Source organism: Pseudomonas sp. EA_65y_Pfl1_P113 (assembly GCF_963970525.1).
In the GTDB taxonomy this organism is placed as follows: Bacteria; Pseudomonadota; Gammaproteobacteria; order Pseudomonadales; family Pseudomonadaceae; genus Aquipseudomonas; species Aquipseudomonas tritici.
The window spans coordinates 110,449-131,938 of record NZ_CAXAQM010000003.1 but is presented as its reverse complement, the minus strand read 5'-3'; the positions used below and the strand labels follow the sequence as shown (position 1 = coordinate 131,938).

The window sequence follows — 21,490 nt, the reverse complement described above, 5'->3', positions numbered from 1 at the left end:
GGGCGCCATCGGGGACAAGCCCCGATAGCGCCCTAAAGCACAACATCCAAGCTGATCATTGCAACGCTTAACCGGTCGGCACTCGGCCTTTGGCAATTGAGCAGCACCTGCTCCAACCCCAGCCAATCAGCCATCTGCCGCAGATTCAGCGCCAGCGCCAACATCCCCTCCTCATCAAGCCCCGGCTCTTCCTCATACACCGCATGCACCGCCAAACGCCCATTGGCGCGCTCGGCGCGCAAGTCGATGCGCGCGGCGATCCGCTCGCTGTGCAAAAACGGCAGCACGTAATAGCCGTAGACGCGTTTGTCCTGTGGCGTGTAGATCTCCAAGCGGTAACGGAAATCAAACAAGCGCTCGGTGCGGCTGCGTTCCCAGATCAACGAATCGAATGGCGACAGCAATGCGCTGGCCGGTGCTTTGCGCGGCACTTTGGGTTCGGGCAGGCAGTACGCCGGCTGTTTCCAGCCTTGCACCTGGCAGGTCAGCAATTGGCCGTCCTCAACCAATTCGGCAAGGCGATTGCGGCTGTCGGCAGGGTCCAGGCGAAAATAATCGCGCAGGTCTTTTTCCGTACCCACACCTAACGCTGTCACACTGTGCAACAACAAGCCGCGCTGGGCTTCAGTTTCAGTCACAGAGGCTTGAAGCATCTCGCGGGGGATCACCCGTTCCGGCAAATCATAGAGCCGCTCAAACCCACGCCGCCCTGCGACAGTGACGAGGCCAGCAGCAAACAGCCATTCCAGCGCGTGTTTTTCATCACTCCAATCCCACCACGGGCCCGCGCGCTCTTCGCGGGTCGACAGGCTGCCGGCACCCAGTGCCCCCTGTTGTTCAACGGTCTGCAAAACACGCTGGATGGTGGCCTGCTGCTCCCGACCAAAACGCGCCATCTGTGAATAGATACCCTGCCCCTGCTGCGCCCGCACCATGCGCCAACGCATCAACGGGTAAAGCGCCAGCGGCAATAGTGACGCCTCATGCCCCCAGTATTCGAACAACGAACGCCGCCGGCCCTGGCTCCAGGCCGCCTGTTCAAGGAGCAAAGGGGAGTAATTGCCCAGTCGGGAAAACAGCGGCAGGTAATGCGAGCGCACCACGGCGTTCACCGAGTCGATCTGCAACACGCCGAGGCGTTCAATCATCCGGTTGAGCTGCGCAGCCTTAATCAGCGCAGGCGCCTGGCGCCCGGAAAAACCCTGGGCCGCCAGCGCCATGCGTCGAGCTTGCTTGAGTGAAAAAGACAGGTCGGCGGGCATGGGGGTCTCCGTGTGGGCGCGCCACCTACCCTACTGCATCCGCGATCATTTTCGCAGCGGGTCTTGCCAGAAATTCAGGTGTCGCTCCTGCTCTACGTCGCGGCGATTGAGCCCGATATCCTTGAGCGCCTCATCGCTCAAGGTTGCCAGCATCTGCCGCTCCGCGTGCACCACCTGCCAACGGGCGATCTTGTGAAACAGCCCGAAAAATGGACGTTTCACTAGCAATACAAAACCTCTTTGACCTTTCATCTTCTCGCCCTCCCGTGGGGATGGCGCAAGTGTGTGCCCGGGCTTATGATCAATCCAACGAATGTTTCTTATGCAATACATCTCAGAGATTGATCATTTGTCCAGCTTCCCAAGCATCGACACAGAAGTGCTGCGCACCTTCGTCGCCATCGCCGACCAGGGCGGTTTTACCCGCGCCGGGGAATTGGTCAACCGCACTCAATCGGCGGTGAGCATGCAGATGAAGCGCCTGGAAGAAGACGTGTTGCAGCGCAAGCTGTTCGAACGTGATGGTCGCCAGGTACGGCTCACACCCGAAGGCCAGGTGTTGCTGGGGTATGCGCGGCGCATCCTGAAACTGCACAGCGAAGTGTTCAACACCCTGCGTGAGCCGCACATGGTGGGGTTGGTGCGCATCGGCACGCCAGATGACTACGTGATGCGTTTCCTGCCTGGGATTCTGAAGCAGTTTTCCAAGGCCTATCCGCTGATCCAGATCGAGATGCACTGCGAATCCTCACCGGTGCTAATGCAGCGGCGGGATTTGGCGTTGACCGTTGTCAGCCGCGAGCCAGGCAATGAAATCGGTGAGCTGTTGCGCACAGAACGCATGGTGTGGGCGGCAGCGCCATGCTTTTGCACGGACGAGCATGAAGCCCTGCCACTGGCGATGTCCGGTGCCGATTGTCTCTACACCCAGTGGGCGCGGTCGGCATTGGAGGCGGCCGGGCGCGATTATCGCCTGGCCTATCACAGCTCCAACGTGGCGGCGATCCAGGCGGTGGTCAACGCCGGCCTGGCGGTGATGGTCAGCATGGAAAGCCTGGTGACTGACGACCTGCGCGTGCTTGGCAAGGACGAGGGCCTGCCACCACTGCCCTCGATGAACCTGCACTTGTTGCGCAACCCACAGATGAATTCGCCCATCACCGAATGCCTGGCGGACTACATCCTCGAAGGTTTCAGACTTTAAAGGTCAGCATCACCGCGCACACCACCAGGAAGCCACAGAACAAGCCGCGCAACACACGCTCCGGCAGCGCATGCGCCACCTTCACACCCCAACTGATACTGAGCAAACCGCCGACGGCCAACGGCACGCCGATCATCCAGTCCACTTCCTGGTGCCAGGCGTAGGTCACCAGCGTTACGCCGGTGCTGGGCAGCGCCAAGGCCAGCGACAATCCTTGCGCGATCACTTGGCTGGTGCCAAACACGCTGGTGAGTACCGGCGTGGCGACCACCGCGCCCCCCACGCCAAACAAACCGCCCATAGAGCCGGACGCCGCACCCAATACGCCCAGCCAGGGCCAGGAGTAACGCATCTGCGCGCTCGGGGGTGCGTTGCGGGTGAACATGCGCAGCAGGTTATAGGCCGCCAGCACCCCCAGAAAGACGATAAAGCCGATGCGCATCGCCCCCGCATCCAGGCCCACCGCCCAGATCGAACCGAGCCAGGCAAAACTGAACCCCATGATCGCCAACGGCAGCGCATGCCGCAGTTCGATGCGGTTACGTTGGTGATAGCGCCACAGCGCAAGCATCACGTTGGGCACCACCATCACCAGCGCCGTACCCTGGGCCAGTTGTTGATCCAGGCCGAACAATACGCCCAGCACCGGGATCGCAATCAGCCCGCCACCAATGCCAAACAGGCCACCCACCGTGCCGAGGGCTGCGCCCAAGATCAAATACATCACTACATCCAACACTGCGCGCTACTCCTCAATCCCATGCCTTGCATGCTACGCAGTCGGCTATGGCGTGGAAACGCACAGCAACGCACAATGGCTGTGCCAATCTCGCATAAGCGTTTGTGTAATGAACCCGAATACCTTGACCGATCAGCTTGGCCTGTTTCTCGATGTACTGGAGACCGGCAGCTTTTCCGCCGCCGCACGTCGCCACCCGCTGACGCCCTCAGCGGTGGCACGGCGCATCGACAGCCTGGAAAGCTCAGTGGGCAGCCGCCTGTTCCAGCGCAGCACCCACGCGGTGGTGCCGACCCCGGCAGGCCTGGCATTTGCCGAGCGGGCGCGACGGATTGTCAACGAGTTGCAATTGGCGCGCGCCGAAGCGGTGTCCCTCAGCCATGCGCCGGAAGGCTTGATTCGCGTGGACGCGCCGGCAGCGTTTGGGCGACGGCATCTGGCACCGGTGATTGCAGATTTTCTCAATGTGTATCCGGGGCTGGACGTGCACCTGCATTTGATCGACAGCTTTGTGGATATGCAGGGCGCGCACCTGGGCAAGGTCGATCTGGTGCTGCGCGCCGGGCATATCGTCGACACCCGGCTGATTGCCACGCCCCTGGCAAGCATCGTACGCATCGCCTGCGCCAGCCCGGCCTATCTGAAAAGCCGTGGCACGCCGCTGCATCCTCGCGAGTTAAGCGAACACGACGGGCTGGACTGGGATGGCTTGGCGCCGATGTTCGCCTGGCGCTTTGAGCTGGATGGGCGCCGCGCGACCTATCGCCCGCAGCGCATCCGCATGAGCGCCAACAACGCTGAAGCCTTGCTGTCCGGCGCGTTGGCGGGGCTGGGGATTGCCCATCTGCCCACATGGCTCGCCAGTGAGTACCTGGTGCGCGGCGAGCTGTTACCGTTGTTTTGCGAAAACGGCCTGCCCAGCCCCGAGACCACCGGGATCTATGCGCTGCGCCTCGAGCAGCAACCCAATGCACGTAGCCGCTTGTTGCTGGAATACCTCAAAACCCGTTTCAGCCCAGTGCCGCCCTGGGATCTGGCATTGCAAAGTGGCTTGGTCTGACCGCCCGCACGGAATTATCTGGCGCATTAAAGAATTGCCCGCTAGATTCCAGCCCAGACACGCTTTTTCGAGGCCCCGCCATGAGTAAAAACCCTGATCCGTGCGAATCGCTGATGCTGGACAACCAGTTGTGCTTCGCCCTGCACTCCACCTCGCTGCTGATGACCAAGGTCTACAAGCCGTTGTTGCAGGCCCTGGGCCTGACCTACCCGCAATACCTGGCGATGATGGTGCTGTGGGAACAGGATGGTTTGACCGTCGGCGAAATCAGCAGCCGCTTGCTGACCGATCCGGGCTCCCTCACCCCGCTGCTCAAGCGCCTGGAGGTCGAAGGCCTGCTCAGCCGAACACGCAGTCGTGAAGATGAGCGCGTGGTGGTGGTGGAATTGACCGACGCCGGCCGGGCGTTACAGGACAAGGCCATGGGGATTCCTCAGTGCATTCTGGGCGCCAGCGGCTTGGAATTGGACCAGTTGCGCAAGCTGCAAGGCGACTTGATTGCGTTGCGTGCCAACCTGCAAGCCAGCCTCTAACGCGGTAGACCCGCCATCAAAAATCTAAAATGTGGGAGCGGGCCTGCTCGCGAAAGCGGTATGTCAGTCGATTGATTCAGTGACTGATCCACCGCTATCGCAGGCAAGCCAGCTCCCACATTTGGTTTGTGGCGCCAGAAAACGACGCATTGCGAACTTTTTTAAAAATTTATCTTGCGCGCTAAACATTAGCGCTATACATTCACCTCACCAACTACTTAGCGCGCAAACATTTAGCGCTGAAAGCCAAGAGGAAAACACCATGCAAACGCTCTATACCGCAGTAGCCACCGCCACCGGCGGTCGTGATGGTCGTGCTGTTTCCAACGACAACATCCTAGACGTCAAACTCTCCACGCCCAAAGAACTCGGCGGTGCCGGTGGCCAAGCCACTAACCCTGAACAACTGTTCGCTGCCGGCTACTCGGCCTGCTTTATCGGCGCGCTGAAATTCGTCGCCAGCCAGACCAAACGCAAGATCCCGGATGATGCCTCGATCACTGCCCACGTCGGCATTGGCCAGATCCCCGGTGGTTTCGGCCTGGATATCGACCTGCACATCAGCCTGCCGGGCCTGGCCCAGGACGACGCGCAAAGCCTGGTCGACGCGGCTCACCACGTCTGCCCGTACTCCAACGCCACCCGTGGCAACGTCGATGTGCGCCTGCACGTGACCGTCTAATGACCTTGGCCGCCCCTGGAGAAAGACATGAACACAATGGGTAAAGCGCTCACCGGAACCCTGCTCGCCCTGTCCATCACCCACGCCTTTGCTGCGACGGGTGATGTGGAACACAACACCCAGGCCTTCCTGGATGCGTTGAACGCCGGCACCGGTAAACCGATAGAGCAACTGACGCCAAAGGACGCCCGTGCCGTACTCACTGGCGCCCAGGCCGGTGTCAAGCTGACCTTGCCCACCGCGGATGTGAGCCAGAAGACCATTCAGGTCGATGGAAAGCCGCTGGACCTGACCATCGTGCGTCCGGCCGGGGTCAAGGGCACATTGCCGGTATTCATGTTCTTCCACGGTGGCGGCTGGGTGCTGGGGGATTACGCGACCCACGAACGCCTGGTGAGGGATTTGGTGGCGGGCTCGGGTGCGGTGGCGGTGTTCGTCAACTACACGCCTTCGCCGGAAGCGCATTATCCGGTGGCGATCAACCAGGCCTACGGCGCTACTAAATGGGTGGCCGAGCACGGCAAAGAGATCAATGTCGATGGCAAGCGCCTGGCGGTAGCCGGCAACAGTGTCGGCGGCAATATGGCGGCCGTGGTCAGCCTGATGGCCAAGGACAAGGGCACGCCGGCGATCAGATTCCAGCTGCTGCTGTGGCCGGTGACCGACGCCAGCTTCGACACGGGGTCCTACAATGAGTACGCCGAAGGGCACTTCCTCACCCGCAACATGATGAAGTGGTTCTGGGACAACTACACCACCGACGCCAACCAACGCGCCGAGATCTATGCCTCGCCGCTGCGGGCCACCACTGCTCAGCTCGAAGGCTTGCCGCCCGCGCTGATCCAGACGGCCGGCGCCGATGTGCTGCGTGATGAAGGCGAGGCCTATGCCCGCAAGTTGGACCAGGCAGGTGTGCCGGTAACCGCCGTGCGCTACAACGGCATGATCCACGACTACGGTTTGCTCAATGTGGTCAGCCAGGTGCCAGCGGTGCGTTCAGCCCTGCTGCAAGCGTCGGACGAACTGAAGCAACACCTGAAGTAATCAATACGACGCGCACGAAAAAGCCCGACACAAGGTCGGGCTTTTTTTCGTATCGGCTGGGCCAGAATTACTTCTTGGCGCGACCTTTGTACGAACCGCCTTCGCGGGTATCGATCTCGATCAGGTCGTCGATTTCGATGAAATCGGCCACTTGCAGTTCGGTACCGTTGCTCAGCTTGGCAGGCTTCATCACCTTGCCGGAAGTGTCGCCGCGAGCGGAACCTTCGGTGTAGGCCACTTTACGCACGATGGTGGTCGGCAGCTCTACGGAAACCAGGCGCTCTTCGAAGAAAATAGCTTCGCAGACGTCTTCCATGCCTTCTTCGATGAACGGCAGAACGGCTTCGATATCTTCAGCGTTCAGCTCGTACATGGTGTAGTCGGTGGTGTCCATGAACGTGTAGGTGTCGCCGCTGATGAAGGACAGGGTCGCTTCTTTGCGGTCGAGGATCACGTCGTCCAGTTTGTCATCGGCGCTGTAGACGATCTCGGTCTTGTAACCGGTCAGCAGGTTCTTCAGCTTGGTCTTCATGATTGCGCTGTTACGACCAGACTTGGTGAACTCAGCTTTCTGAACCAGCCAAGGGTCGTTTTCGAGACGGATCACTGTACCGGGTTTCAGTTCTTTACCAGTTTTCATTGCATATATCCGAAATTTGGATGGGATTTACAAAATTCAAGGTGGCGTATCATATCCAACTTTCATAAAACTTCACCAGCGCCGTCGCAAGATCGGCCTGCAAGCCTTGTTCCAGACACCATGTTTCGGCGTTCCGGCTCACCTCCGGCCCGTGTTCCAGCAACATTTTCCACGGTTGTGCCATATCGCCCTCCGTGTTCCAGGCTTGCCAGAGTCCGATCAAGGCAGCCTTTGCCGCCGCTGATAAGCCGGCCGTGTACAGCGCCAGGAAGGCATCGAGCTTGTCGAGATGGATGTCTTCGTCCTGGCGATAGATGTGCCACAGCAACGGCCTGCCGGCCCATTGGGCGCGTACGAACGAGTCTTCGCCGCGTACGGCATTGAAGTCGCAGCACCACAGCAGGCGGTCATATTGCTCTTGGCGTACGAACGCGATGACCTGCACCGTCAGCGCTCCGCGTTGCTGGATGTCCCCCGCTGCCAGCCGGTCCAGGCCCAGCCAGCGCTGCACATCACCCAGAATCCGGCCCTCCGGAACCAACAGATGAGTGGCACGCCCATCCGTCGATAACACGTCCAGCCAACTGGCCAGCCCGGGATTTTCGTAGGCAAACAGTGAGATCAACCGCGCATCGGCTGCGGGAAATATGCCCAAGGCTTGCAGGAAGTCTCGCTGCGCACTGGCATCCTGCTGAAAGGCCCGACGCTGCTCCAGCAGCCCCGCCTCGCGCAACAAGCCGCCGGTGCCGGGACGAAACCCGGGAAAGAAAAAGTACTTCTGCACGCCTTTGAATTTCACCGACGGTAGCCCGTGACACCCCACCACCCAGTCTTCCGCGCTGAGGTAATCCAGGTTCATCCATAACGGCGTACGCTCGCATTCGGCCATGGCCTCCATATAGCCGGGCGGCAACTGGCAGGCGAAGGCGGCGATCACTACATCTGCCGCTGGCGCACCCACCCACTCGACCGGCCAATGACACACTTCGACGCCTTCCTGCCATTGCAGGTCTTGCTGCACATCAATTTCCGGGCACATGCGCTCGAAGGCGCGCAGGTCATCGACCCACAAACGCACAGCGCAAGCATGCTCCGCCACCAATTGCCGGGCCAGGCGCCAGGTCACGCCGATGTCGCCGTAGTTGTCGACGACGCTGCAAAAAATATCCCAGCGGGCTTTCATTCCGGGCTCCAACGATCAAAGGCTCGATTGTCCGCATAAATGCACCGATGCAGAAGGCTTGATCGCGATTATTCTGCACAGTGGCTGTGCGACAATCGCCACCACGCCGCAAATGCCTGCCAGGAGGCCGCCATGTCTGATCGTTCGTTATCGCTGCTCAAGCTCAGTGTTTCTATCGCGTTTGGCGTGTGGCTGGGGTTTATCGCCATCGTGCTGACCACTTGGCTGGCTTCGCGCTATCTGTTCCCGCAGAGCCTGGCGCCGGTGGCCCAGGCGGTCCAGCAATTGGGCAAGCCTGCGGTTGTGGAACCTGAGCCGCCGAACCGCCTGTTCGAGCAATATCAGCAGAACCTGCAGAAGCAGGAACAGGAGCAAACCCTGGATCAGGCCCGCAGCAATGCACGCAACCTGTCCAACCCCAAATGCCAGTTCTGGCTGCAACAGGACCAGAACGCTCCCAACGAAAAGACTCGGGCCAATGTCCTGCAATTCTGCGATTGATCACTATGAATAAACACGCTGTCCACCCGTTGGTCCTGGAAAAGCTCAGCGTCGACCTCGACATTGCCCAACGTGCCGCGCAGACCGCCTACGAAACGGCGACCCACGAAGAAAACATCGCCGAAAACAAATACGACACTCTGGGGCTGGAGGCGTCCTACCTGGCAGCCGGGCAAGCCAAGCGTGTAGAGGAAATCAAGCAGTCACTGGCGCGGTGCCAGAACATGGCACTGCGTGCCTACGATGATCAGCGGGGCATAGAAATCGGCGCGCTACTGGGCCTGACTGATGAGAGCGGTCGCCAGCAGTGGCTGTTTTTGGCGCCGGACGCGGCGGGTTTGAAAGTGGACGTGGTGGGGCAACCGGTGACCGTCATCACCCCGCGCTCGCCGCTGGGCAAAAGCCTGCTGGGCAAGTTTGAAGGTGATGAGGTGGAGATTCTGGTGGCAGGCGCTCGGCAACTGTTTACGGTTACCGAGGCCAAATAAACCACTCAGTGAACGGGCAGTTCAACGCCGTCGAACAGCTCTTCCAGTTCCTGCTTGTTGTGGCACTGGATCGCCTTGGCCATGACGTCACGGGTCAGGTGCGGCGCAAACTTCTCGATGAAATCGCACATGAACCCACGCAGGAAAGTGCCGCGACGGAAACCTATCTTGGTCACACTCGACTCGAACAGCTCGCTCGCATCAAGCACCACCAGGTCTTTGTCGAGGGCAGTGTCGACCGCCATCTTGGCGACGATACCGACGCCCAGGCCCAGGCGCACGTAAGTCTTGATCACGTCGGCGTCGGCCGCAGTGAACACCACTTTCGGCGTAAGGCCACGATGGCTGAAGGCTTCGTCGAGTTTGGAACGGCCGGTAAAACCGAATACGTAGGTCACGATCGGGTATTCAGCCAGGGCTTCCAGGGTCAGTTTCGGCAGCTTGGCCAACGGGTGACCTTGCGGCACGACCACGCAGCGGTTCCAGCGGTAGCACGGCATCATCACCAGGTCACCGAACAACTCAAGGGCTTCGGTGGCGATAGCGAAATCGACGGTGCCGTCAGCGGCCATCTCGGCGATCTGCATCGGCGACCCCTGGTGCATGTGCAGGGCCACGTCGGGGTACTGCTTGATGAAATCACGGATCACCGGCGGCAACGCATAACGTGCCTGGGTGTGGGTGGTTGCGATGGACAGGGTACCCTTCTTCTCGTTGGAGAATTCCTGGGCAATCTGCTTGATGCTCTCGACTTTGCGCAGGATCTCGCCAGCGGTGGTGATGATGCGTTCACCGGCCGGGGTGACACGGGTGAGGTGCTTGCCGCTGCGGGCGAACACTTCGACGCCCAACTCATCTTCGAGCAGGCGGATCTGCTTGCTGATACCAGGTTGCGAGGTGTACAGGCTTTGAGCGGTAGCGGAAACGTTGAGGTCGTGGTGCGCCACTTCCCAGATGTACCGCAGTTGTTGAAGCTTCATATGTGTCCCTCAAAGCAGATAGACGCCACGGGTATCAGCGACGGTATATAACTATATTAAAGGTTCGATGGATAAATCTAGAACTTTTTATTGGTTTACCCATCACGCATTATCACTGCGTCGACGCTGTAACGAAGGCACCAGGTACACCGGCACCGTAGACAACTGCAGCACCCGTGCAGCAGTGCGCCCCAACGGGGTGGCCGCCGCGATCGCGTGGCTATGACTGCCTACAATCAACAGGTCTACGGACAGTTTGCGCAGCTCGTCGAGTATCACCTCGCACGGGTCCCCCTGGATCACCCGCACCGAACGGATCAACTTCAGGTCTTGCTCCCCTTCCCCCAACTCCTCGCGAAAACTGTCCAGTACCCGCTGCTCAATCGTCGCCATCACCGTGGTCAGCCCCTGACTCTGCCACTCACTCAGGGCCTTCTCATCAAGGTAGCTCTGTAACACCGATTCGGCGAACAACCCGATGGGCTCGACCACATGGATCACATACAAATCTGCCTTGAACGTTCGGGCCAGCGCCAGCGCGTGCTGCATCACATAAGGTGCGTACAGACCAAGGTCCGTGGCGTACAGCATCGAACGAATCATAGAACCCCCCCGGAACTGCCAGGATGGCGGAGATGAAATGAGCTTAGCAGTGCCCGGGCGAATACGATTGGCTTAGATCTTCACCTCATTACTAATGCCATGGGGCACATGCCCGGTCGCTACAAACTCCCTGGCTTTCTCGCAATGCCCGGCCTGGTCATCGAAAAACACATCGGCAGCAAACGCCTCCAGAAACGCGGATTTTTGCAGGCCGCCGAGGAACAACGACTCGTCCAGGCGGATATCCCACTCACGCAAGGTGCGAATCACTCGCTCGTGCGACGGCGCGGAGCGCGCGGTGACCAAGGCCGTACGGATCGGGCAGGACTCATCGGAAAACTCGCGCTGCAGCAGGTTGAGCGCCGCCAAAAAACCCTTGAAAGGACCGCCGTGCAAAGGCCGGCGCGCCGACTCCCGCTCATTGGCCTGGAACGCTTCCAACCCACCAGCCTGGTAAACACGCTCCGACTCATCGGAAAACAACACGGCGTCACCGTCGAAGGCGATGCGCAGCTCTTCGCTGGAGGCACGGTTTGGACCGCCGGACAAAATCGTCGCCGCCGCAAAACCGGCATCCAAGGCACTGCGCACATCTTCAGCATGGGTCGACAGAAACAGATGGCAGCCAAACGCCGCCAAATAAGGATAAGGACTACGCCCGCCTACGAAAGCGGCGCGGGAAATATCCAGGCCGTAATGCTGGATCGAGTTGAATACGCGCAGGCCGGTATCGGCACTGTTGCGCGACACCAGCACCACTTCGACCCGGGCACGGCCCAGGCTGGCGTTGAGACTCAGCAGCTTCTTGACCAACGGAAAGGCATCGCCGGTTTCGAGGATTTCTTCCTCGTGTTCGATCTGGTATTTGCGGTAGGCCTCGACGCCCTGGGCGAGGTAGACCTTGTGGCTGTCGCTCAGGTCGAACAGGGCCCGCGACGAGATCGCCAGCACCAGCTTGTCGCCCAATTCCTTTGCCATGGTGTGTCCCCCGACTCAGCGGTTATGCCGATCAATAAAACTCAAGGCCTGGTACAGCGCCTGCATCCGCGGCAGTTCGCAACCGGCAGCTTTTGCCGCTGCGAGTGGCCGCGCATAGATCGCCGCCAGTTCCAGCGGGCGTTTGTGCACGTGGTCGTGGTACATGCTCGGCAGGTAGTCGACCATCGTTTCGGTCATGGCGAACATCTGCTCAGCGTAACTCTTGGGGATTTCATGGCCGCAGGCGTGGGCGCCTTGTACCACTTCGGCCATCAACGCCTGAATCAGCTCGCGGCTGGATTCATCCGCCATCATCGCCGTGGTGCCCGCGCCCAATAACACCGAGAGGCCGTTGTAGGGCACATTCCACACCAACTTATGCCAACGGGCCTGATGCACGTTCGCCATGGCCTGGGACTCGATACCCGCCTTGTGAAACAACGCGGCGCCGGCTTCGACGATCGCCTTTTGGCGGGCTTCATCATTGGCCGCCGAGCCACTGTGATAACCCAGGTTGACCCGGCCCAACGCCTGATGCTCGATAACGCCGGGGGCAGAACGATGCACGCCGATGTAGCACAGGCCGCCGAGCAAATGCAGCGATGCGGGCAGGTGCTCACGCAGGCTGTCTTCCACATCGAGGCCATTTTGCAGCAACACCACCTTGGCATCCGGCGCCGCAACCTGGGCGATGGTCGGGGCCAGGTCGACGTTGCCGGTGGACTTGGTGCCCACCAGAAGCCAGTCGCACGGTGGCATATCGGCAGCCCGGGCGTAGGCCTGCACCGGGTGCAGGTGCAAGGGGCCATGCACGCGGCTGTTAAGGTGAAGGCCGGTCTCGCTGACCGCTGCGTACTCACTGCGCAACAGGAAGTGCACATCAAAACCGGCGCGTGCCAGCATCAAACCGTAGAAACCACCGATGGCGCCGGTGCCGATGATGCCAATGCGGGTTGATTGTGCGGTCATGGCAGATCCTCTGGAGTGCGGGTAAGCGCATGTTTTATAGAGTCAGCAAGGTCAGAAGGTGTAAGACGCGTCTGTAATTGCCCGAGGAATTGACCCTCGCACACCACGAACAACGCCGGCAAATGAAAGATCTGGTAGCGTTCGACCGCACCGCCGTTGTGCCCGGCATCCACCCAGCACACCCGGTCCAGCGGCAACGTCCAGCCTGGTAATTGCTGGCGCGCCCAACGACAACTGGAACACCCTACGCTTGTGAACACGACAAGCGAAATACCTGGCAATCCCAGCAATTGCTGGTCAATATCCAGGTCGGTCAATTCCAGTTCCTTCACTATACTGCTGCTGCCGCCGTCAACTGGACGGTACTCGGAGTCCGTGTACATGGGTCGTTTTTTACCTCACCCTGATGATGTCGCTGTCGAGTTAATCCAACGCCCCTCTCCTGCCATCCCCCGCCAACGCCTGCACACTACCGGCCTGGGCGGTGTTGCCTGCCATTGGCCACGCGCCTGGCGCGAGGGCACGGCGGTTGATCTGCACATCCCTTCCCTGGGCGCCAGCGCGCGTTATCCAGGCTATGTGGCGTGGTGCCGCAAGGTGGAAAACGGCTACCGCGTCGGTGTCTCGTTTACCGATGAACATGCGCTGTTCGGTGCGCGAATGGGTGAGCAAGCATGCCGGATAGAGCGCTATTGCCGCCAGCACGACAACGCAGAACCCACCGCCCAGCAATTCGAAGCACTGGCCCGCGAGTGGGTATCGCGCCATGCCTGTGAGTTCTCCCATGAGGCGTTTGTGGCGCCAACGCTGGATTAAAGCGGGCTTTGCCCATTGTCGCGGGCCGGTGTTACGCGCTAAGGTTCCCTCCCCCTGCATCCAAATCATGCTGTGCTCCGCCGCACGGGGATGGCTGGCGGCCAGCACCCGTGACCCTGACGAGTAACACGATGGCTGATTTACCGATCAATGACCTAAACGTCGAATCCAACGAGACCCTGATCACACCTGATCAGCTCAAGCGCGAAATCCCTTTGAGCGACGCTGCCCTGCAGACCGTCACCAAGGGCCGCGAAGTCATCCGTGACATTCTCGACGGCACCGACCACCGCCTGTTCGTCGTCATCGGGCCCTGCTCGATCCATGACCTCAAGGCTGCCCACGAGTACGCCGAGCGCCTCAAAGTACTGGCGGCGGAAGTGTCAGACACCCTGTACCTGGTGATGCGCGTCTATTTCGAAAAACCGCGTACCACCGTCGGCTGGAAAGGCTTGATCAACGATCCGTACCTGGACGACTCGTTCAAGATCCAGGATGGCCTGCACATCGGTCGTCAATTGCTGCTGGACCTGGCTGAAATGGGCCTGCCCACCGCCACTGAAGCCCTGGACCCGATCTCCCCGCAGTACCTGCAGGACCTGATCAGCTGGTCGGCCATCGGCGCACGCACCACTGAATCCCAGACTCACCGAGAAATGGCGTCCGGCCTTTCCTCGGCCGTGGGCTTCAAGAACGGCACCGACGGTGGCCTGACCGTGGCGATCAACGCGCTGCAATCGGTCTCCAGCCCGCACCGCTTCCTGGGTATCAACCAGGAAGGTGGCGTGTCCATCGTCACCACCAAGGGCAACGCCTACGGCCACGTGGTGCTGCGCGGCGGCAACGGCAAGCCCAACTATGATTCGGTCAGCGTTGCGCTGTGCGAACAGGCGCTGAACAAGGCCAAGATCAAGCCGAACATCATGGTCGACTGCAGCCACGCCAACTCCAACAAGGACCCGGCCCTGCAACCGCTGGTGATGGAAAACGTCGCCAACCAGATCCTCGAAGGCAACCAATCAATCATCGGCCTGATGGTCGAGAGCCACCTGAACTGGGGTTGCCAGGCGATTCCAAAAGACCTGGCCGACTTGCAATATGGCGTTTCGATCACTGATGCCTGCATCGATTGGGCCGCCACTGAAAACACTCTGCGCAGCATGCACGCCAAGCTCAAGGACGTATTGCCGAAACGCAAACGCACCTGACACAACACTGCGCACACAAAAACGCCGGGCTGAGCCCGGCGTTTTTTATGGTGCTATTTATGCCTTACAGCTTCGCGGCATGGCGCTGGTGGCGCTCCATGTAGCGTTCGACGTAGGAGCAGGACGGGATCACCGTATAGCCTGCCTGTTCGGCGAACTTCAAGGCTTCCTCGGTCAATGCCGCCGCAATACCACGACCCCGCAGTGCGTTGGGCACGAAGGTCCGATAGATATCCAGGGTCTGTTTGCCGAGGTCCATGTAGGTCAGATAGGCACGATAACCGTCCACATTGGTCTCGAACTGATGACCAGCCTGGTCATGGTGGATGGACAACGCCTCGCTCATCACTACTCCTCGCGGGTCTTGGTTTCTGACCCTACCTTACCGATGTTTTTCCGGCGAAGGAACATCTACGCCACCCCGTGCCGGTTCCGACAACGAGAAAACCCTGAGCGCTCACAACCAGCACGCAGGAAATAGTAGGCACCAATCCTGCGATTGCTCAAGGCGCACCTGCCATCCCCTGCCGCTGGTAGATATAGAAAGGGCCTCGATCAACCGATGATCGAAAGCCTGTACATTGCCGGCAGTTGAACCTTGAGACGAACAGGCGCTCTTAAAGTCACCTCTACATGCGCAAAAGATGCCGGGCAACGCAAAGCCGTGCTGAACGAAAGTGTCAGCTGTATATATAAATTTTCATCTATTTACAGCGCTTGACACATGCCGGCCGGCCTTTCCCAGCCTGGATCCAATTGTCGCCTGATTGAAAAAAATTGGACGCTTTTTATACAAACCTTCAAAAGGTTAGCCAAAATAGATTCGGCACGAGAATTTTTTTTGCTTCTTGCGCTACGTCAGTTTACTTACTACAAGTAATGGGTAGTATGTACGCCGGCTATTAGCTCACTCTGGGCGAACTAGCCATCTAATAGAAAGTCCTTGAAGGGGAACACGATGAACAACGTTCTGAAATTCTCTGCTCTGGCTCTGGCCGCAGTTCTGGCTACCGGTTGCAGCAGCGTCTCCAAAGAAACCGAAGCTCGTCTGACTGCAACTGAAGACGCAGCAGCTCGCTCCCAGGCTCGTGCAGACGAAGCCTACCGTAAAGCTGATGAAGCGCTGGCTGCTGCTCAAAAAGCACAACAGACTGCTGACGAAGCTAACGAGCGCGCACTGCGTATGCTTGAAAAAGCTAGCCGCAAGTAATAATCCTTCGGGGTTGTTATCAAGCCGATCCATTTATGGGTCGGCTTTTTTATTGCCTGGTATGTGTACCTGAATAACGCGCAATAAAAAGCCCGCCGAGGCGCAAGGCCTTGACGGGCTTTTGAACGAACGCCTTATTGCTGCAGGTCGATCGGCGCGCTGGAGGCGATCGGTGCCGGGCCCGGCACACCGATTTCCGTCGGCAAACCGTCTTCCGCCGCGACGACGTCACGCACCTGATCCCAGTTCACTCGAAGTTGATTGGCCAAGTCTTCACGCTTGAGCAAGGCGTTGATCACCGCCGTGTGCTTGTCGACCACCGATGGCGTCCCGTCATCATTCAATGGCGTATGCGCTTCCAGATAGACCTTGCCGCCACTGCGACCGAACTTGTAGGCCTCGCTGATGATGCGCACCGACGTGCCCACCGGCACCATGCCGGCCATCTCCAGCACGTTGTTGTTGAACATACGGAAGCAGCCGTGACTGGTACGGGTGCCGATGCCGAACTTCGCGTTGGAGCCGTGGATCAGGTAACCCGGAGTACCCAGGGTGAACTTGAACGGGCCCAAGGGGTTGTCCGGGCCGGCCGGCACCACGTTGGGCAGCGGGTCACCGTTGGCGGCGTGCTCGGCCTTGATTGAGGCGGGCGGCGTCCAGGTCGGGTTCGGCGTTTTGGCAATGATGCTGGTATGGGCGATAGGCGAACCCCAGCCTTCACGACCAATGCCCAGCGGGAAGGTGTAGACCACGTTCTGGCCCTTGGGGTAGTAGTAGAGCCGGTACTCCGCCAGGTTGATCACAATACCTTCGCGCGGGCCCGGCGGCAGGATGAACCGCGTCGGCAGCACGATCTCGGTGCCCGCCCCCGGCAACCAGGCATCCACGCCCGGGTTCGCCGCGACCATCTCCGAATAGCCCAGGTCATAGGTGGTGCCCAGGTCGGCAAAGGTGTCCTCGTACTTGGCCTTGATCACTTGGACCTGACCGACGATGTCTTCACCCGGCGGTGGCAAGGGCAACTGCAAAGCTGACGCAGAACCGGCCGCACAGAGTGCGGCGAGAGACAGGCAGCAGGTGACGACGGAAAGGCGCGACAACATCCGGAAAATCCTTCGCAGAACGACGGGAGATAAAGATAGATTGTATACGTGAAGCGCGCTTCTAGCTGCCCCTTACAGCTCGAAACGCAGTTCCGGCCAGATCGGCGGCGTGCCACGCTTCTGGGATTCCAGGATCGCACGACACAACGGGCACAGGCGCTGGTCCTGGAAGATCGAGCGATCAACCCGCGACCAACGCGGTTGCGCCGGCAGCAGCGTGCCGCACAGGGTACGATCGATGGTGCCGCCCAGTTCCAGTTGACGCGTCACCAGATGCACCCGCACTTCCTGGCAGGCGAACAGATCCAGCTGCTCGTCCGGCTCGATCAGTTGGTAATTAAACAGGGACCAGGCAGGACGCGACATCAGGGGCTCCAAATCGGGGGGGCGCCACCTTAGCCGAAAGCCTGCCGGTAGAAAAGCGTCAAAGCAGCGGTTTTAGCGTCGGCCAGACATTTTCCAGCAACTTGCCCTGGGCGCCGACGGCCGGGTGCAGTTGATCGGCCTGCATCAGCTCCGGGTGCCCACCCACGCCTTCGAGGAAAAACGGCACCAGCGGGACGTTTTTTTCCTTGGCCAGTGCGCCAAAGACTTCGGCAAATGCCGTGGTGTAGCGCGGGCCATAGTTGGGCGGTAATTGCATCCCCAACAACAACACCTTGGCACCACCGGCCTTGGACTGGTCAATCATCGACGCAAGATTTTGTTTCAATTGCGCCGGGGGTTGTCCACGCAATCCATCATTGCCGCCCAACTCGATCACCACCACGTCTGGCTTATGCTCTGCAAGCGCCGCCGGCAGCCGCGCCAAGCCCCCGGCACTGGTATCCCCGCTGATGGAGGCGTTGATCACTTTATCGTCGAAACCTTCCTGCTTGAGCCGTTGCTCCAGCAGGGCAACCCACCCCTTGCGGGTATCCAGGCCGAAACCGGCACTGATACTATCGCCAACGATCAGGACTGTACCCGCCGCTGCGTTCTGGGCCATGCACATCAAGGCCAGGCCAGCACTCAAAAACCACATTCGCATCGGATTCTCCATGGGCGCAAGCATTCTCACCGCGCGGAACCTTAGCAAAGTGGTTCCCAGCGCGGAAGGTGAACTGACTATCCTGCACGAACTGAGCCTGGAACTGAACAAGGGCGATAGCCTGGCTATCGTCGGCAGCTCCGGTTCCGGCAAATCTACCCTCCTCGGCCTGCTGGCCGGCCTCGACCTGCCCAGCAGCGGCGAAGTCACCCTCGCCGGGCAAGCCTTGAGCACTCTCGACGAAGACCAGCGCGCGCGCATCCGTGCCGAGCACGTAGGGTTCGTGTTCCAGTCCTTCCAACTGCTCGACAGCCTCAACGCGCTGGAGAACGTCATGCTGCCGTTGGAACTGGACGGCCGCAAAGACGCCCGCGAGCGCGCCCGGCACCTGCTCGAACGTGTCGGCCTGGGCCAGCGCCTGACCCACTCACCACGCCAACTCTCAGGTGGCGAGCAACAACGCGTGGCGATTGCCCGCGCCTTTGCCGCCGAACCGGACGTACTGTTTGCCGACGAACCTACCGGCAACCTCGACAGCCACACCGGCGAGCGCATCAGCGACCTGCTGTTCGAACTCAATAAAGAGAGCGGCACGACCCTGGTGCTGGTCACCCACGACGAGCGCCTGGCCCACCGTTGCCGACGCCTGATCCGCCTTGAAGCCGGCCTGATGGTCGCGCCCCTGGAGCCTTGATGGCACGTTTGCCGCTGTTGCGCCTATTCAGCCTTGCCATGCGCCAATTGCTGCGCGATGCCCGCGCGGGCGAATTGCGTGTGTTGTTCTTCGCCCTGTTGGTGGCCGTGGCCGCCAGTACCGCCATCGGCTACTTCGGCGCTCGCCTCAATGGCGCCATGCTGTTGCGCGCCACCGAGTTTCTGGGCGCCGACCTGGTGCTGGAAGGCAGCTCGCCGGCCCGCCCCGAGCAAATCCAGTCCGGCACCGAACTGGGCCTCGATCACGCTCGCGTCGTGGAGTTCTCCAGCGTTATAGCCACTGATAACGGCATCCAGCTCTCCAGCATCAAGGCGGTCAACGAGCAGTACCCGCTGCGCGGCGAACTGAAAAGCGCTGCTGCGCCCTTCGGCGAGGAGACCCCTGGCGGCGGGCCCAAACCCGGGGAAGCCTGGGTTGAAGCCCGGCTGCTGACAGCACTGGACCTCAAGGTCGGCGACAGCATTGATGTGGGCATGAAAACCCTGCGCCTGGCCCGCGTGCTCACCTATGAGCCGGACCGCGCCGGCAACTTCTACAGCCTTACGCCCAGGGTGATGATCAACCTGGCGGACCTGGACGCCACCGGCGTCGTCCAGCCCGGCAGCCGCGTCAGCTATCGCGAACTGTGGCGCGGGCCACAGGGCAGCACGGTACTGCAAACCTATCGTGACCTGGTCAAGCCAGGACTCGCCGCCAACCAGCGGCTGCAGGATTCACGGGACGGCAACCAACAGATCGGCGGCGCGCTGGGCAAGGCCGAACGCTACCTGAACATGGCCAGCCTGGTCGCGGTGCTGCTGGCCGGTGTGGCCGTGGCGCTGTCGGCCAATCGCTTCGCCACCCGGCGCTTTGACGCCAGTGCCTTGCTGCGCTGCCTGGGATTGTCACGGCGCGAAGCCATGTTGCTGTTCAGTCTGCAACTGAGCGTACTGGGGCTGCTGGCAAGCCTGACCGGCGCCCTGCTCGGCTGGCTGGCGCAGTTTGGCCTGTTCTACTTTCTCCATGACCTGCTGCCGGCGGACGTTCCTCCCGGCGGGCTGTTACCGGCAATTGCGGGCATCGGCACCGGCCTGGTCGCCCTCGCCGGTTTCGCCCTGCCGCCCTTGGCCGCCCTGGGTCGTGTGCCGCCACTAAGGGTATTGCGTCGCGACCTGCTGCCGATTCCTTCCAGCACCTGGATGGTCTACGGCGCAGCACTGTTTGCATTGGGCCTGATCATGTGGCGCCTGAGCCTCGACCTGGTGCTGACCTTCGCCCTGCTAGGCGGTGGCGTGGTGGCTGCGCTGGTCCTCGGCGGCTTGCTCCTGCTGCTGTTGCAAAGCCTGCGCCGCCTGCTGGCACGCGCCTCCCTGCCGTGGCGCCTGGGCCTGGGCCAATTGCTGCGCCACCCGTTGGCGGCGGCCGGTCAATCCCTGGCGTTTGGCCTGATCCTGCTGTCCATGGGTTTGATCGCCCTGCTGCGTGGCGAGTTGCTCGACACCTGGCAAAACCAGCTGCCTAAGGATGCGCCCAACTATTTCGCGTTGAATATCCTGCCGGCCGACAAGGAGGCCTTTGGCGCCCGCCTGCTGGAACTGCAAGCGCAATCCGCGCCGCTTTATCCGGTGGTGCCGGGTCGCCTGATCAGTATCAACGGTGAACCGGTACAGGAAATCGTCAGCAAGGACTCAAGCGGCGATCGTGCGGTACAACGCGACCTGAGCCTGACCTGGGCTGCCGACCTGCCACCGGGTAATGCCCTGACGGCGGGCTCATGGTGGTCACAGCAGCCCACCGATGAAATCCCTGGCGTCTCCGTAGAAGCCAAGGTAGCGGAAAGCCTCAAGCTCAAGCTCAATGACCACTTGGTGTTCACGGTGGGCGGCGAAAATCGTGAAGCGCGGGTGACCAGCCTGCGGACCATCAACTGGGATAACTTCCAGCCCAACTTCTTCATGATTTTCCAGCCAGGCACCTTGAAGGACCTGCCGACCACCTACCTGACCAGCTTCTACCTGGCACCCGGGCATGACCAGCAAATCGTCGACCTGTCCCGGGCGTTCCCGGCGGTAACCATCCTGCAGGTCGAGGCGCTGCTGGAGCAGTTGCGCAGCATCCTCGCCCAAGTGACCCTGGCGGTGGAGTACGTGCTGCTGTTTGTCCTGGCAGCGGGGATGGCGGTGTTGTTCTCGGGCCTGCAGGCCACGCTGGACGAACGTATGCGCCAAGGCGCGCTATTACGCGCACTGGGCGCCGAACGCAAGCTGCTGGTCAAGGCCAGGCGTATCGAGTTCGGCTTGCTGGGTGCTGTCAGTGGGCTGTTGGCGGCACTGGGGACTGAACTGGTGACCTTTGTGCTGTACCGCTATGCATTTGACCTGGCCTGGCAGCCTCACCCATGGTTGTTGTTGCTGCCGGTGATTGGCGCCGTGCTGATCGGCGGTGCGGGTGTGTTTGGCACCCGCCGTGCACTGAACGCAAGCCCGCTGACTGTGTTGCGCGAAGGTTGAAGCGCCGTGTGGGAGCGCTTTAGCAACGCGGCGAAGGGATCACCGCGCGGTCT

At 60.5% G+C, this 21,490-nt stretch carries 26 protein-coding genes; 12 read left to right on the top strand and 14 right to left on the bottom strand.

What is annotated here, in order from left to right; all coding sequences use genetic code 11:
• Positions 1 to 32: 32 nt before the first annotated feature.
• Both AACY52_RS04490 and AACY52_RS04485 read right to left on the bottom strand, forming a co-directional pair.
• Positions 33 to 1,262 carry a winged helix-turn-helix domain-containing protein gene (locus AACY52_RS04490; RefSeq protein WP_339560305.1) on the bottom strand — a complete coding sequence of 410 codons (1,230 nt, stop codon included), beginning with the start codon at positions 1,260 to 1,262 and terminating at the stop codon, positions 33 to 35.
• A gap of 45 nt (positions 1,263 to 1,307) precedes the next feature.
• Positions 1,308 to 1,514, bottom strand: coding sequence for a DUF1127 domain-containing protein (locus AACY52_RS04485; RefSeq protein ID WP_339427785.1), 207 nt, complete (start codon positions 1,512 to 1,514; stop codon positions 1,308 to 1,310).
• Between the two features lie 70 nt (positions 1,515 to 1,584).
• On the opposite strand from AACY52_RS04485, the gene AACY52_RS04480 reads away from it, so the two are divergent.
• Positions 1,585 to 2,466 (top strand): LysR substrate-binding domain-containing protein, encoded by an 882-nt coding sequence (locus AACY52_RS04480; protein ID WP_339414767.1) that lies wholly within the window; start codon positions 1,585 to 1,587, stop codon positions 2,464 to 2,466.
• Here the strand turns inward: AACY52_RS04480 and AACY52_RS04475 are convergent.
• On the bottom strand, positions 2,456 to 3,205 hold the full coding sequence (locus tag AACY52_RS04475) for a sulfite exporter TauE/SafE family protein (RefSeq protein ID WP_339414768.1): 750 nt from the start codon (positions 3,203 to 3,205) through the stop codon (positions 2,456 to 2,458). The two genes, AACY52_RS04480 and AACY52_RS04475, sit on opposite strands and share 11 nt — an antisense overlap.
• 109 nt (positions 3,206 to 3,314) lie before the next feature.
• Between AACY52_RS04475 and AACY52_RS04470 the strand changes: the two genes are divergently transcribed.
• From AACY52_RS04470 to AACY52_RS04455, 4 genes are all read left to right on the top strand, one after another.
• Complete coding sequence (locus tag AACY52_RS04470; protein ID WP_339414769.1) at positions 3,315 to 4,265, top strand: LysR family transcriptional regulator; 951 nt, start codon at positions 3,315 to 3,317, stop codon at positions 4,263 to 4,265.
• An 80-nt stretch (positions 4,266 to 4,345) separates the two neighbouring features.
• On the top strand, positions 4,346 to 4,798 hold the full coding sequence (locus AACY52_RS04465) for a MarR family transcriptional regulator (protein WP_339456899.1): 453 nt from the start codon (positions 4,346 to 4,348) through the stop codon (positions 4,796 to 4,798).
• Between the two features lie 262 nt (positions 4,799 to 5,060).
• Positions 5,061 to 5,480, top strand: coding sequence for an organic hydroperoxide resistance protein (locus AACY52_RS04460; protein ID WP_339414771.1), 420 nt, complete (start codon positions 5,061 to 5,063; stop codon positions 5,478 to 5,480).
• Between the two features lie 27 nt (positions 5,481 to 5,507).
• Positions 5,508 to 6,524, top strand: a complete 1,017-nt coding sequence (locus tag AACY52_RS04455; RefSeq protein ID WP_339427784.1) for an alpha/beta hydrolase — start codon at positions 5,508 to 5,510, stop codon at positions 6,522 to 6,524.
• 67 nt (positions 6,525 to 6,591) lie between these two features.
• Here AACY52_RS04455 and AACY52_RS04450 read toward each other — a convergent pair whose 3' ends face one another.
• Positions 6,592 to 7,164 carry an elongation factor P gene (locus AACY52_RS04450; protein WP_003172723.1) on the bottom strand — a complete coding sequence of 191 codons (573 nt, stop codon included), beginning with the start codon at positions 7,162 to 7,164 and terminating at the stop codon, positions 6,592 to 6,594.
• Between the two features lie 49 nt (positions 7,165 to 7,213).
• Positions 7,214 to 8,347: an elongation factor P maturation arginine rhamnosyltransferase EarP gene (earP, locus tag AACY52_RS04445; RefSeq protein ID WP_339427783.1), complete on the bottom strand. Its 1,134-nt coding sequence runs from the start codon at positions 8,345 to 8,347 to the stop codon at positions 7,214 to 7,216.
• A 132-nt stretch (positions 8,348 to 8,479) separates the two neighbouring features.
• On the opposite strand from earP, the gene AACY52_RS04440 reads away from it, so the two are divergent.
• Positions 8,480 to 8,848, top strand: coding sequence for a hypothetical protein (locus AACY52_RS04440; RefSeq protein ID WP_339414774.1), 369 nt, complete (start codon positions 8,480 to 8,482; stop codon positions 8,846 to 8,848).
• Positions 8,849 to 8,853: 5 nt separating this feature from the next.
• On the top strand, positions 8,854 to 9,336 hold the full coding sequence (locus AACY52_RS04435; protein ID WP_339414775.1) for a transcription elongation factor GreAB: 483 nt from the start codon (positions 8,854 to 8,856) through the stop codon (positions 9,334 to 9,336).
• Between the two features lie 5 nt (positions 9,337 to 9,341).
• Here the strand turns inward: AACY52_RS04435 and cysB are convergent, their stop codons facing one another.
• From cysB to AACY52_RS04410, 5 genes are all read right to left on the bottom strand, one after another.
• A complete protein-coding gene (cysB, locus tag AACY52_RS04430; protein ID WP_339414776.1) occupies positions 9,342 to 10,316 on the bottom strand; it encodes an HTH-type transcriptional regulator CysB in 975 nt (324 codons plus the stop codon).
• Between the two features lie 102 nt (positions 10,317 to 10,418).
• A complete protein-coding gene (locus tag AACY52_RS04425; protein WP_339414777.1) occupies positions 10,419 to 10,919 on the bottom strand; it encodes a universal stress protein in 501 nt (166 codons plus the stop codon).
• A 72-nt stretch (positions 10,920 to 10,991) separates the two neighbouring features.
• Positions 10,992 to 11,897 (bottom strand): 5'-nucleotidase, encoded by a 906-nt coding sequence (locus AACY52_RS04420; protein WP_339414778.1) that lies wholly within the window; start codon positions 11,895 to 11,897, stop codon positions 10,992 to 10,994.
• 15 nt (positions 11,898 to 11,912) lie between these two features.
• Positions 11,913 to 12,866, bottom strand: coding sequence for a putative 2-dehydropantoate 2-reductase (locus AACY52_RS04415; RefSeq protein ID WP_339414779.1), 954 nt, complete (start codon positions 12,864 to 12,866; stop codon positions 11,913 to 11,915).
• Positions 12,863 to 13,249 (bottom strand): thioredoxin, encoded by a 387-nt coding sequence (locus AACY52_RS04410; protein ID WP_339414780.1) that lies wholly within the window; start codon positions 13,247 to 13,249, stop codon positions 12,863 to 12,865. The genes AACY52_RS04415 and AACY52_RS04410 overlap by 4 nt, the downstream gene beginning before the upstream one ends.
• On the opposite strand from AACY52_RS04410, the gene AACY52_RS04405 reads away from it, so the two are divergent.
• Both AACY52_RS04405 and AACY52_RS04400 read left to right on the top strand, forming a co-directional pair.
• Positions 13,248 to 13,682: a PilZ domain-containing protein gene (locus tag AACY52_RS04405; RefSeq protein ID WP_339414781.1), complete on the top strand. Its 435-nt coding sequence runs from the start codon at positions 13,248 to 13,250 to the stop codon at positions 13,680 to 13,682. The genes AACY52_RS04410 and AACY52_RS04405 overlap by 2 nt on opposite strands.
• Positions 13,683 to 13,813: 131 nt before the next feature.
• Entirely contained in the window at positions 13,814 to 14,890 is a 1,077-nt protein-coding gene (locus tag AACY52_RS04400) for a 3-deoxy-7-phosphoheptulonate synthase (RefSeq protein ID WP_016975370.1), read from the top strand.
• A gap of 64 nt (positions 14,891 to 14,954) precedes the next feature.
• Here AACY52_RS04400 and AACY52_RS04395 read toward each other — a convergent pair whose 3' ends face one another.
• Positions 14,955 to 15,236, bottom strand: a complete 282-nt coding sequence (locus AACY52_RS04395; RefSeq protein WP_339414782.1) for a GNAT family N-acetyltransferase — start codon at positions 15,234 to 15,236, stop codon at positions 14,955 to 14,957.
• Positions 15,237 to 15,848: 612 nt separating this feature from the next.
• Here AACY52_RS04395 and oprI point away from each other — a divergent pair.
• Positions 15,849 to 16,100, top strand: a complete 252-nt coding sequence (gene oprI / locus AACY52_RS04390; protein ID WP_003172710.1) for an outer membrane lipoprotei OprI — start codon at positions 15,849 to 15,851, stop codon at positions 16,098 to 16,100.
• Between the two features lie 134 nt (positions 16,101 to 16,234).
• Here oprI and AACY52_RS04385 read toward each other — a convergent pair whose 3' ends face one another.
• The 3 genes from AACY52_RS04385 to AACY52_RS04375 form a co-directional block, all read right to left on the bottom strand.
• Positions 16,235 to 17,203, bottom strand: coding sequence for a L,D-transpeptidase family protein (locus AACY52_RS04385; RefSeq protein WP_339437445.1), 969 nt, complete (start codon positions 17,201 to 17,203; stop codon positions 16,235 to 16,237).
• 72 nt (positions 17,204 to 17,275) lie between these two features.
• Positions 17,276 to 17,569 (bottom strand): hypothetical protein, encoded by a 294-nt coding sequence (locus tag AACY52_RS04380; protein ID WP_065872740.1) that lies wholly within the window; start codon positions 17,567 to 17,569, stop codon positions 17,276 to 17,278.
• A 58-nt stretch (positions 17,570 to 17,627) separates the two neighbouring features.
• A complete protein-coding gene (locus tag AACY52_RS04375; RefSeq protein ID WP_339414784.1) occupies positions 17,628 to 18,233 on the bottom strand; it encodes an arylesterase in 606 nt (201 codons plus the stop codon).
• 10 nt (positions 18,234 to 18,243) lie between these two features.
• Between AACY52_RS04375 and AACY52_RS04370 the strand changes: the two genes are divergently transcribed.
• Positions 18,244 to 18,927, top strand: coding sequence for an ABC transporter ATP-binding protein (locus AACY52_RS04370; RefSeq protein ID WP_005786391.1), 684 nt, complete (start codon positions 18,244 to 18,246; stop codon positions 18,925 to 18,927).
• Positions 18,927 to 21,437 (top strand): ABC transporter permease, encoded by a 2,511-nt coding sequence (locus AACY52_RS04365; RefSeq protein ID WP_339560304.1) that lies wholly within the window; start codon positions 18,927 to 18,929, stop codon positions 21,435 to 21,437. The genes AACY52_RS04370 and AACY52_RS04365 overlap by 1 nt, the downstream gene beginning before the upstream one ends.
• Positions 21,438 to 21,490: the final 53 nt, after the last annotated feature.

Bases quoted from the DNA above. Each gene is read 5' to 3' on its own strand.
- AACY52_RS04490 (WP_339560305.1), bottom strand. From the start codon at position 1,262: ATGCCCGCCGACCTGTCTTTTTCACTCAAGCAAGCTCGACGCATGGCG.
- AACY52_RS04485 (WP_339427785.1), bottom strand. From the start codon at position 1,514: ATGAAAGGTCAAAGAGGTTTTGTATTGCTAGTGAAACGTCCATTTTTC.
- AACY52_RS04480 (WP_339414767.1), top strand. From the start codon at position 1,585: ATGCAATACATCTCAGAGATTGATCATTTGTCCAGCTTCCCAAGCATC.
- AACY52_RS04470 (WP_339414769.1), top strand. From the start codon at position 3,315: ATGAACCCGAATACCTTGACCGATCAGCTTGGCCTGTTTCTCGATGTA.
- AACY52_RS04465 (WP_339456899.1), top strand. From the start codon at position 4,346: ATGAGTAAAAACCCTGATCCGTGCGAATCGCTGATGCTGGACAACCAG.
- AACY52_RS04460 (WP_339414771.1), top strand. From the start codon at position 5,061: ATGCAAACGCTCTATACCGCAGTAGCCACCGCCACCGGCGGTCGTGAT.
- AACY52_RS04455 (WP_339427784.1), top strand. From the start codon at position 5,508: ATGAACACAATGGGTAAAGCGCTCACCGGAACCCTGCTCGCCCTGTCC.
- AACY52_RS04450 (WP_003172723.1), bottom strand. From the start codon at position 7,164: ATGAAAACTGGTAAAGAACTGAAACCCGGTACAGTGATCCGTCTCGAA.
- earP (WP_339427783.1), bottom strand. From the start codon at position 8,347: ATGAAAGCCCGCTGGGATATTTTTTGCAGCGTCGTCGACAACTACGGC.
- AACY52_RS04440 (WP_339414774.1), top strand. From the start codon at position 8,480: ATGTCTGATCGTTCGTTATCGCTGCTCAAGCTCAGTGTTTCTATCGCG.
- AACY52_RS04435 (WP_339414775.1), top strand. From the start codon at position 8,854: ATGAATAAACACGCTGTCCACCCGTTGGTCCTGGAAAAGCTCAGCGTC.
- cysB (WP_339414776.1), bottom strand. From the start codon at position 10,316: ATGAAGCTTCAACAACTGCGGTACATCTGGGAAGTGGCGCACCACGAC.
- AACY52_RS04425 (WP_339414777.1), bottom strand. From the start codon at position 10,919: ATGATTCGTTCGATGCTGTACGCCACGGACCTTGGTCTGTACGCACCT.
- AACY52_RS04420 (WP_339414778.1), bottom strand. From the start codon at position 11,897: ATGGCAAAGGAATTGGGCGACAAGCTGGTGCTGGCGATCTCGTCGCGG.
- AACY52_RS04415 (WP_339414779.1), bottom strand. From the start codon at position 12,866: ATGACCGCACAATCAACCCGCATTGGCATCATCGGCACCGGCGCCATC.
- AACY52_RS04405 (WP_339414781.1), top strand. From the start codon at position 13,248: ATGGGTCGTTTTTTACCTCACCCTGATGATGTCGCTGTCGAGTTAATC.
- AACY52_RS04410 (WP_339414780.1), bottom strand. From the start codon at position 13,249: ATGTACACGGACTCCGAGTACCGTCCAGTTGACGGCGGCAGCAGCAGT.
- AACY52_RS04400 (WP_016975370.1), top strand. From the start codon at position 13,814: ATGGCTGATTTACCGATCAATGACCTAAACGTCGAATCCAACGAGACC.
- AACY52_RS04395 (WP_339414782.1), bottom strand. From the start codon at position 15,236: ATGAGCGAGGCGTTGTCCATCCACCATGACCAGGCTGGTCATCAGTTC.
- oprI (WP_003172710.1), top strand. From the start codon at position 15,849: ATGAACAACGTTCTGAAATTCTCTGCTCTGGCTCTGGCCGCAGTTCTG.
- AACY52_RS04385 (WP_339437445.1), bottom strand. From the start codon at position 17,203: ATGTTGTCGCGCCTTTCCGTCGTCACCTGCTGCCTGTCTCTCGCCGCA.
- AACY52_RS04380 (WP_065872740.1), bottom strand. From the start codon at position 17,569: ATGTCGCGTCCTGCCTGGTCCCTGTTTAATTACCAACTGATCGAGCCG.
- AACY52_RS04375 (WP_339414784.1), bottom strand. From the start codon at position 18,233: ATGCGAATGTGGTTTTTGAGTGCTGGCCTGGCCTTGATGTGCATGGCC.
- AACY52_RS04370 (WP_005786391.1), top strand. From the start codon at position 18,244: ATGGGCGCAAGCATTCTCACCGCGCGGAACCTTAGCAAAGTGGTTCCC.
- AACY52_RS04365 (WP_339560304.1), top strand. From the start codon at position 18,927: ATGGCACGTTTGCCGCTGTTGCGCCTATTCAGCCTTGCCATGCGCCAA.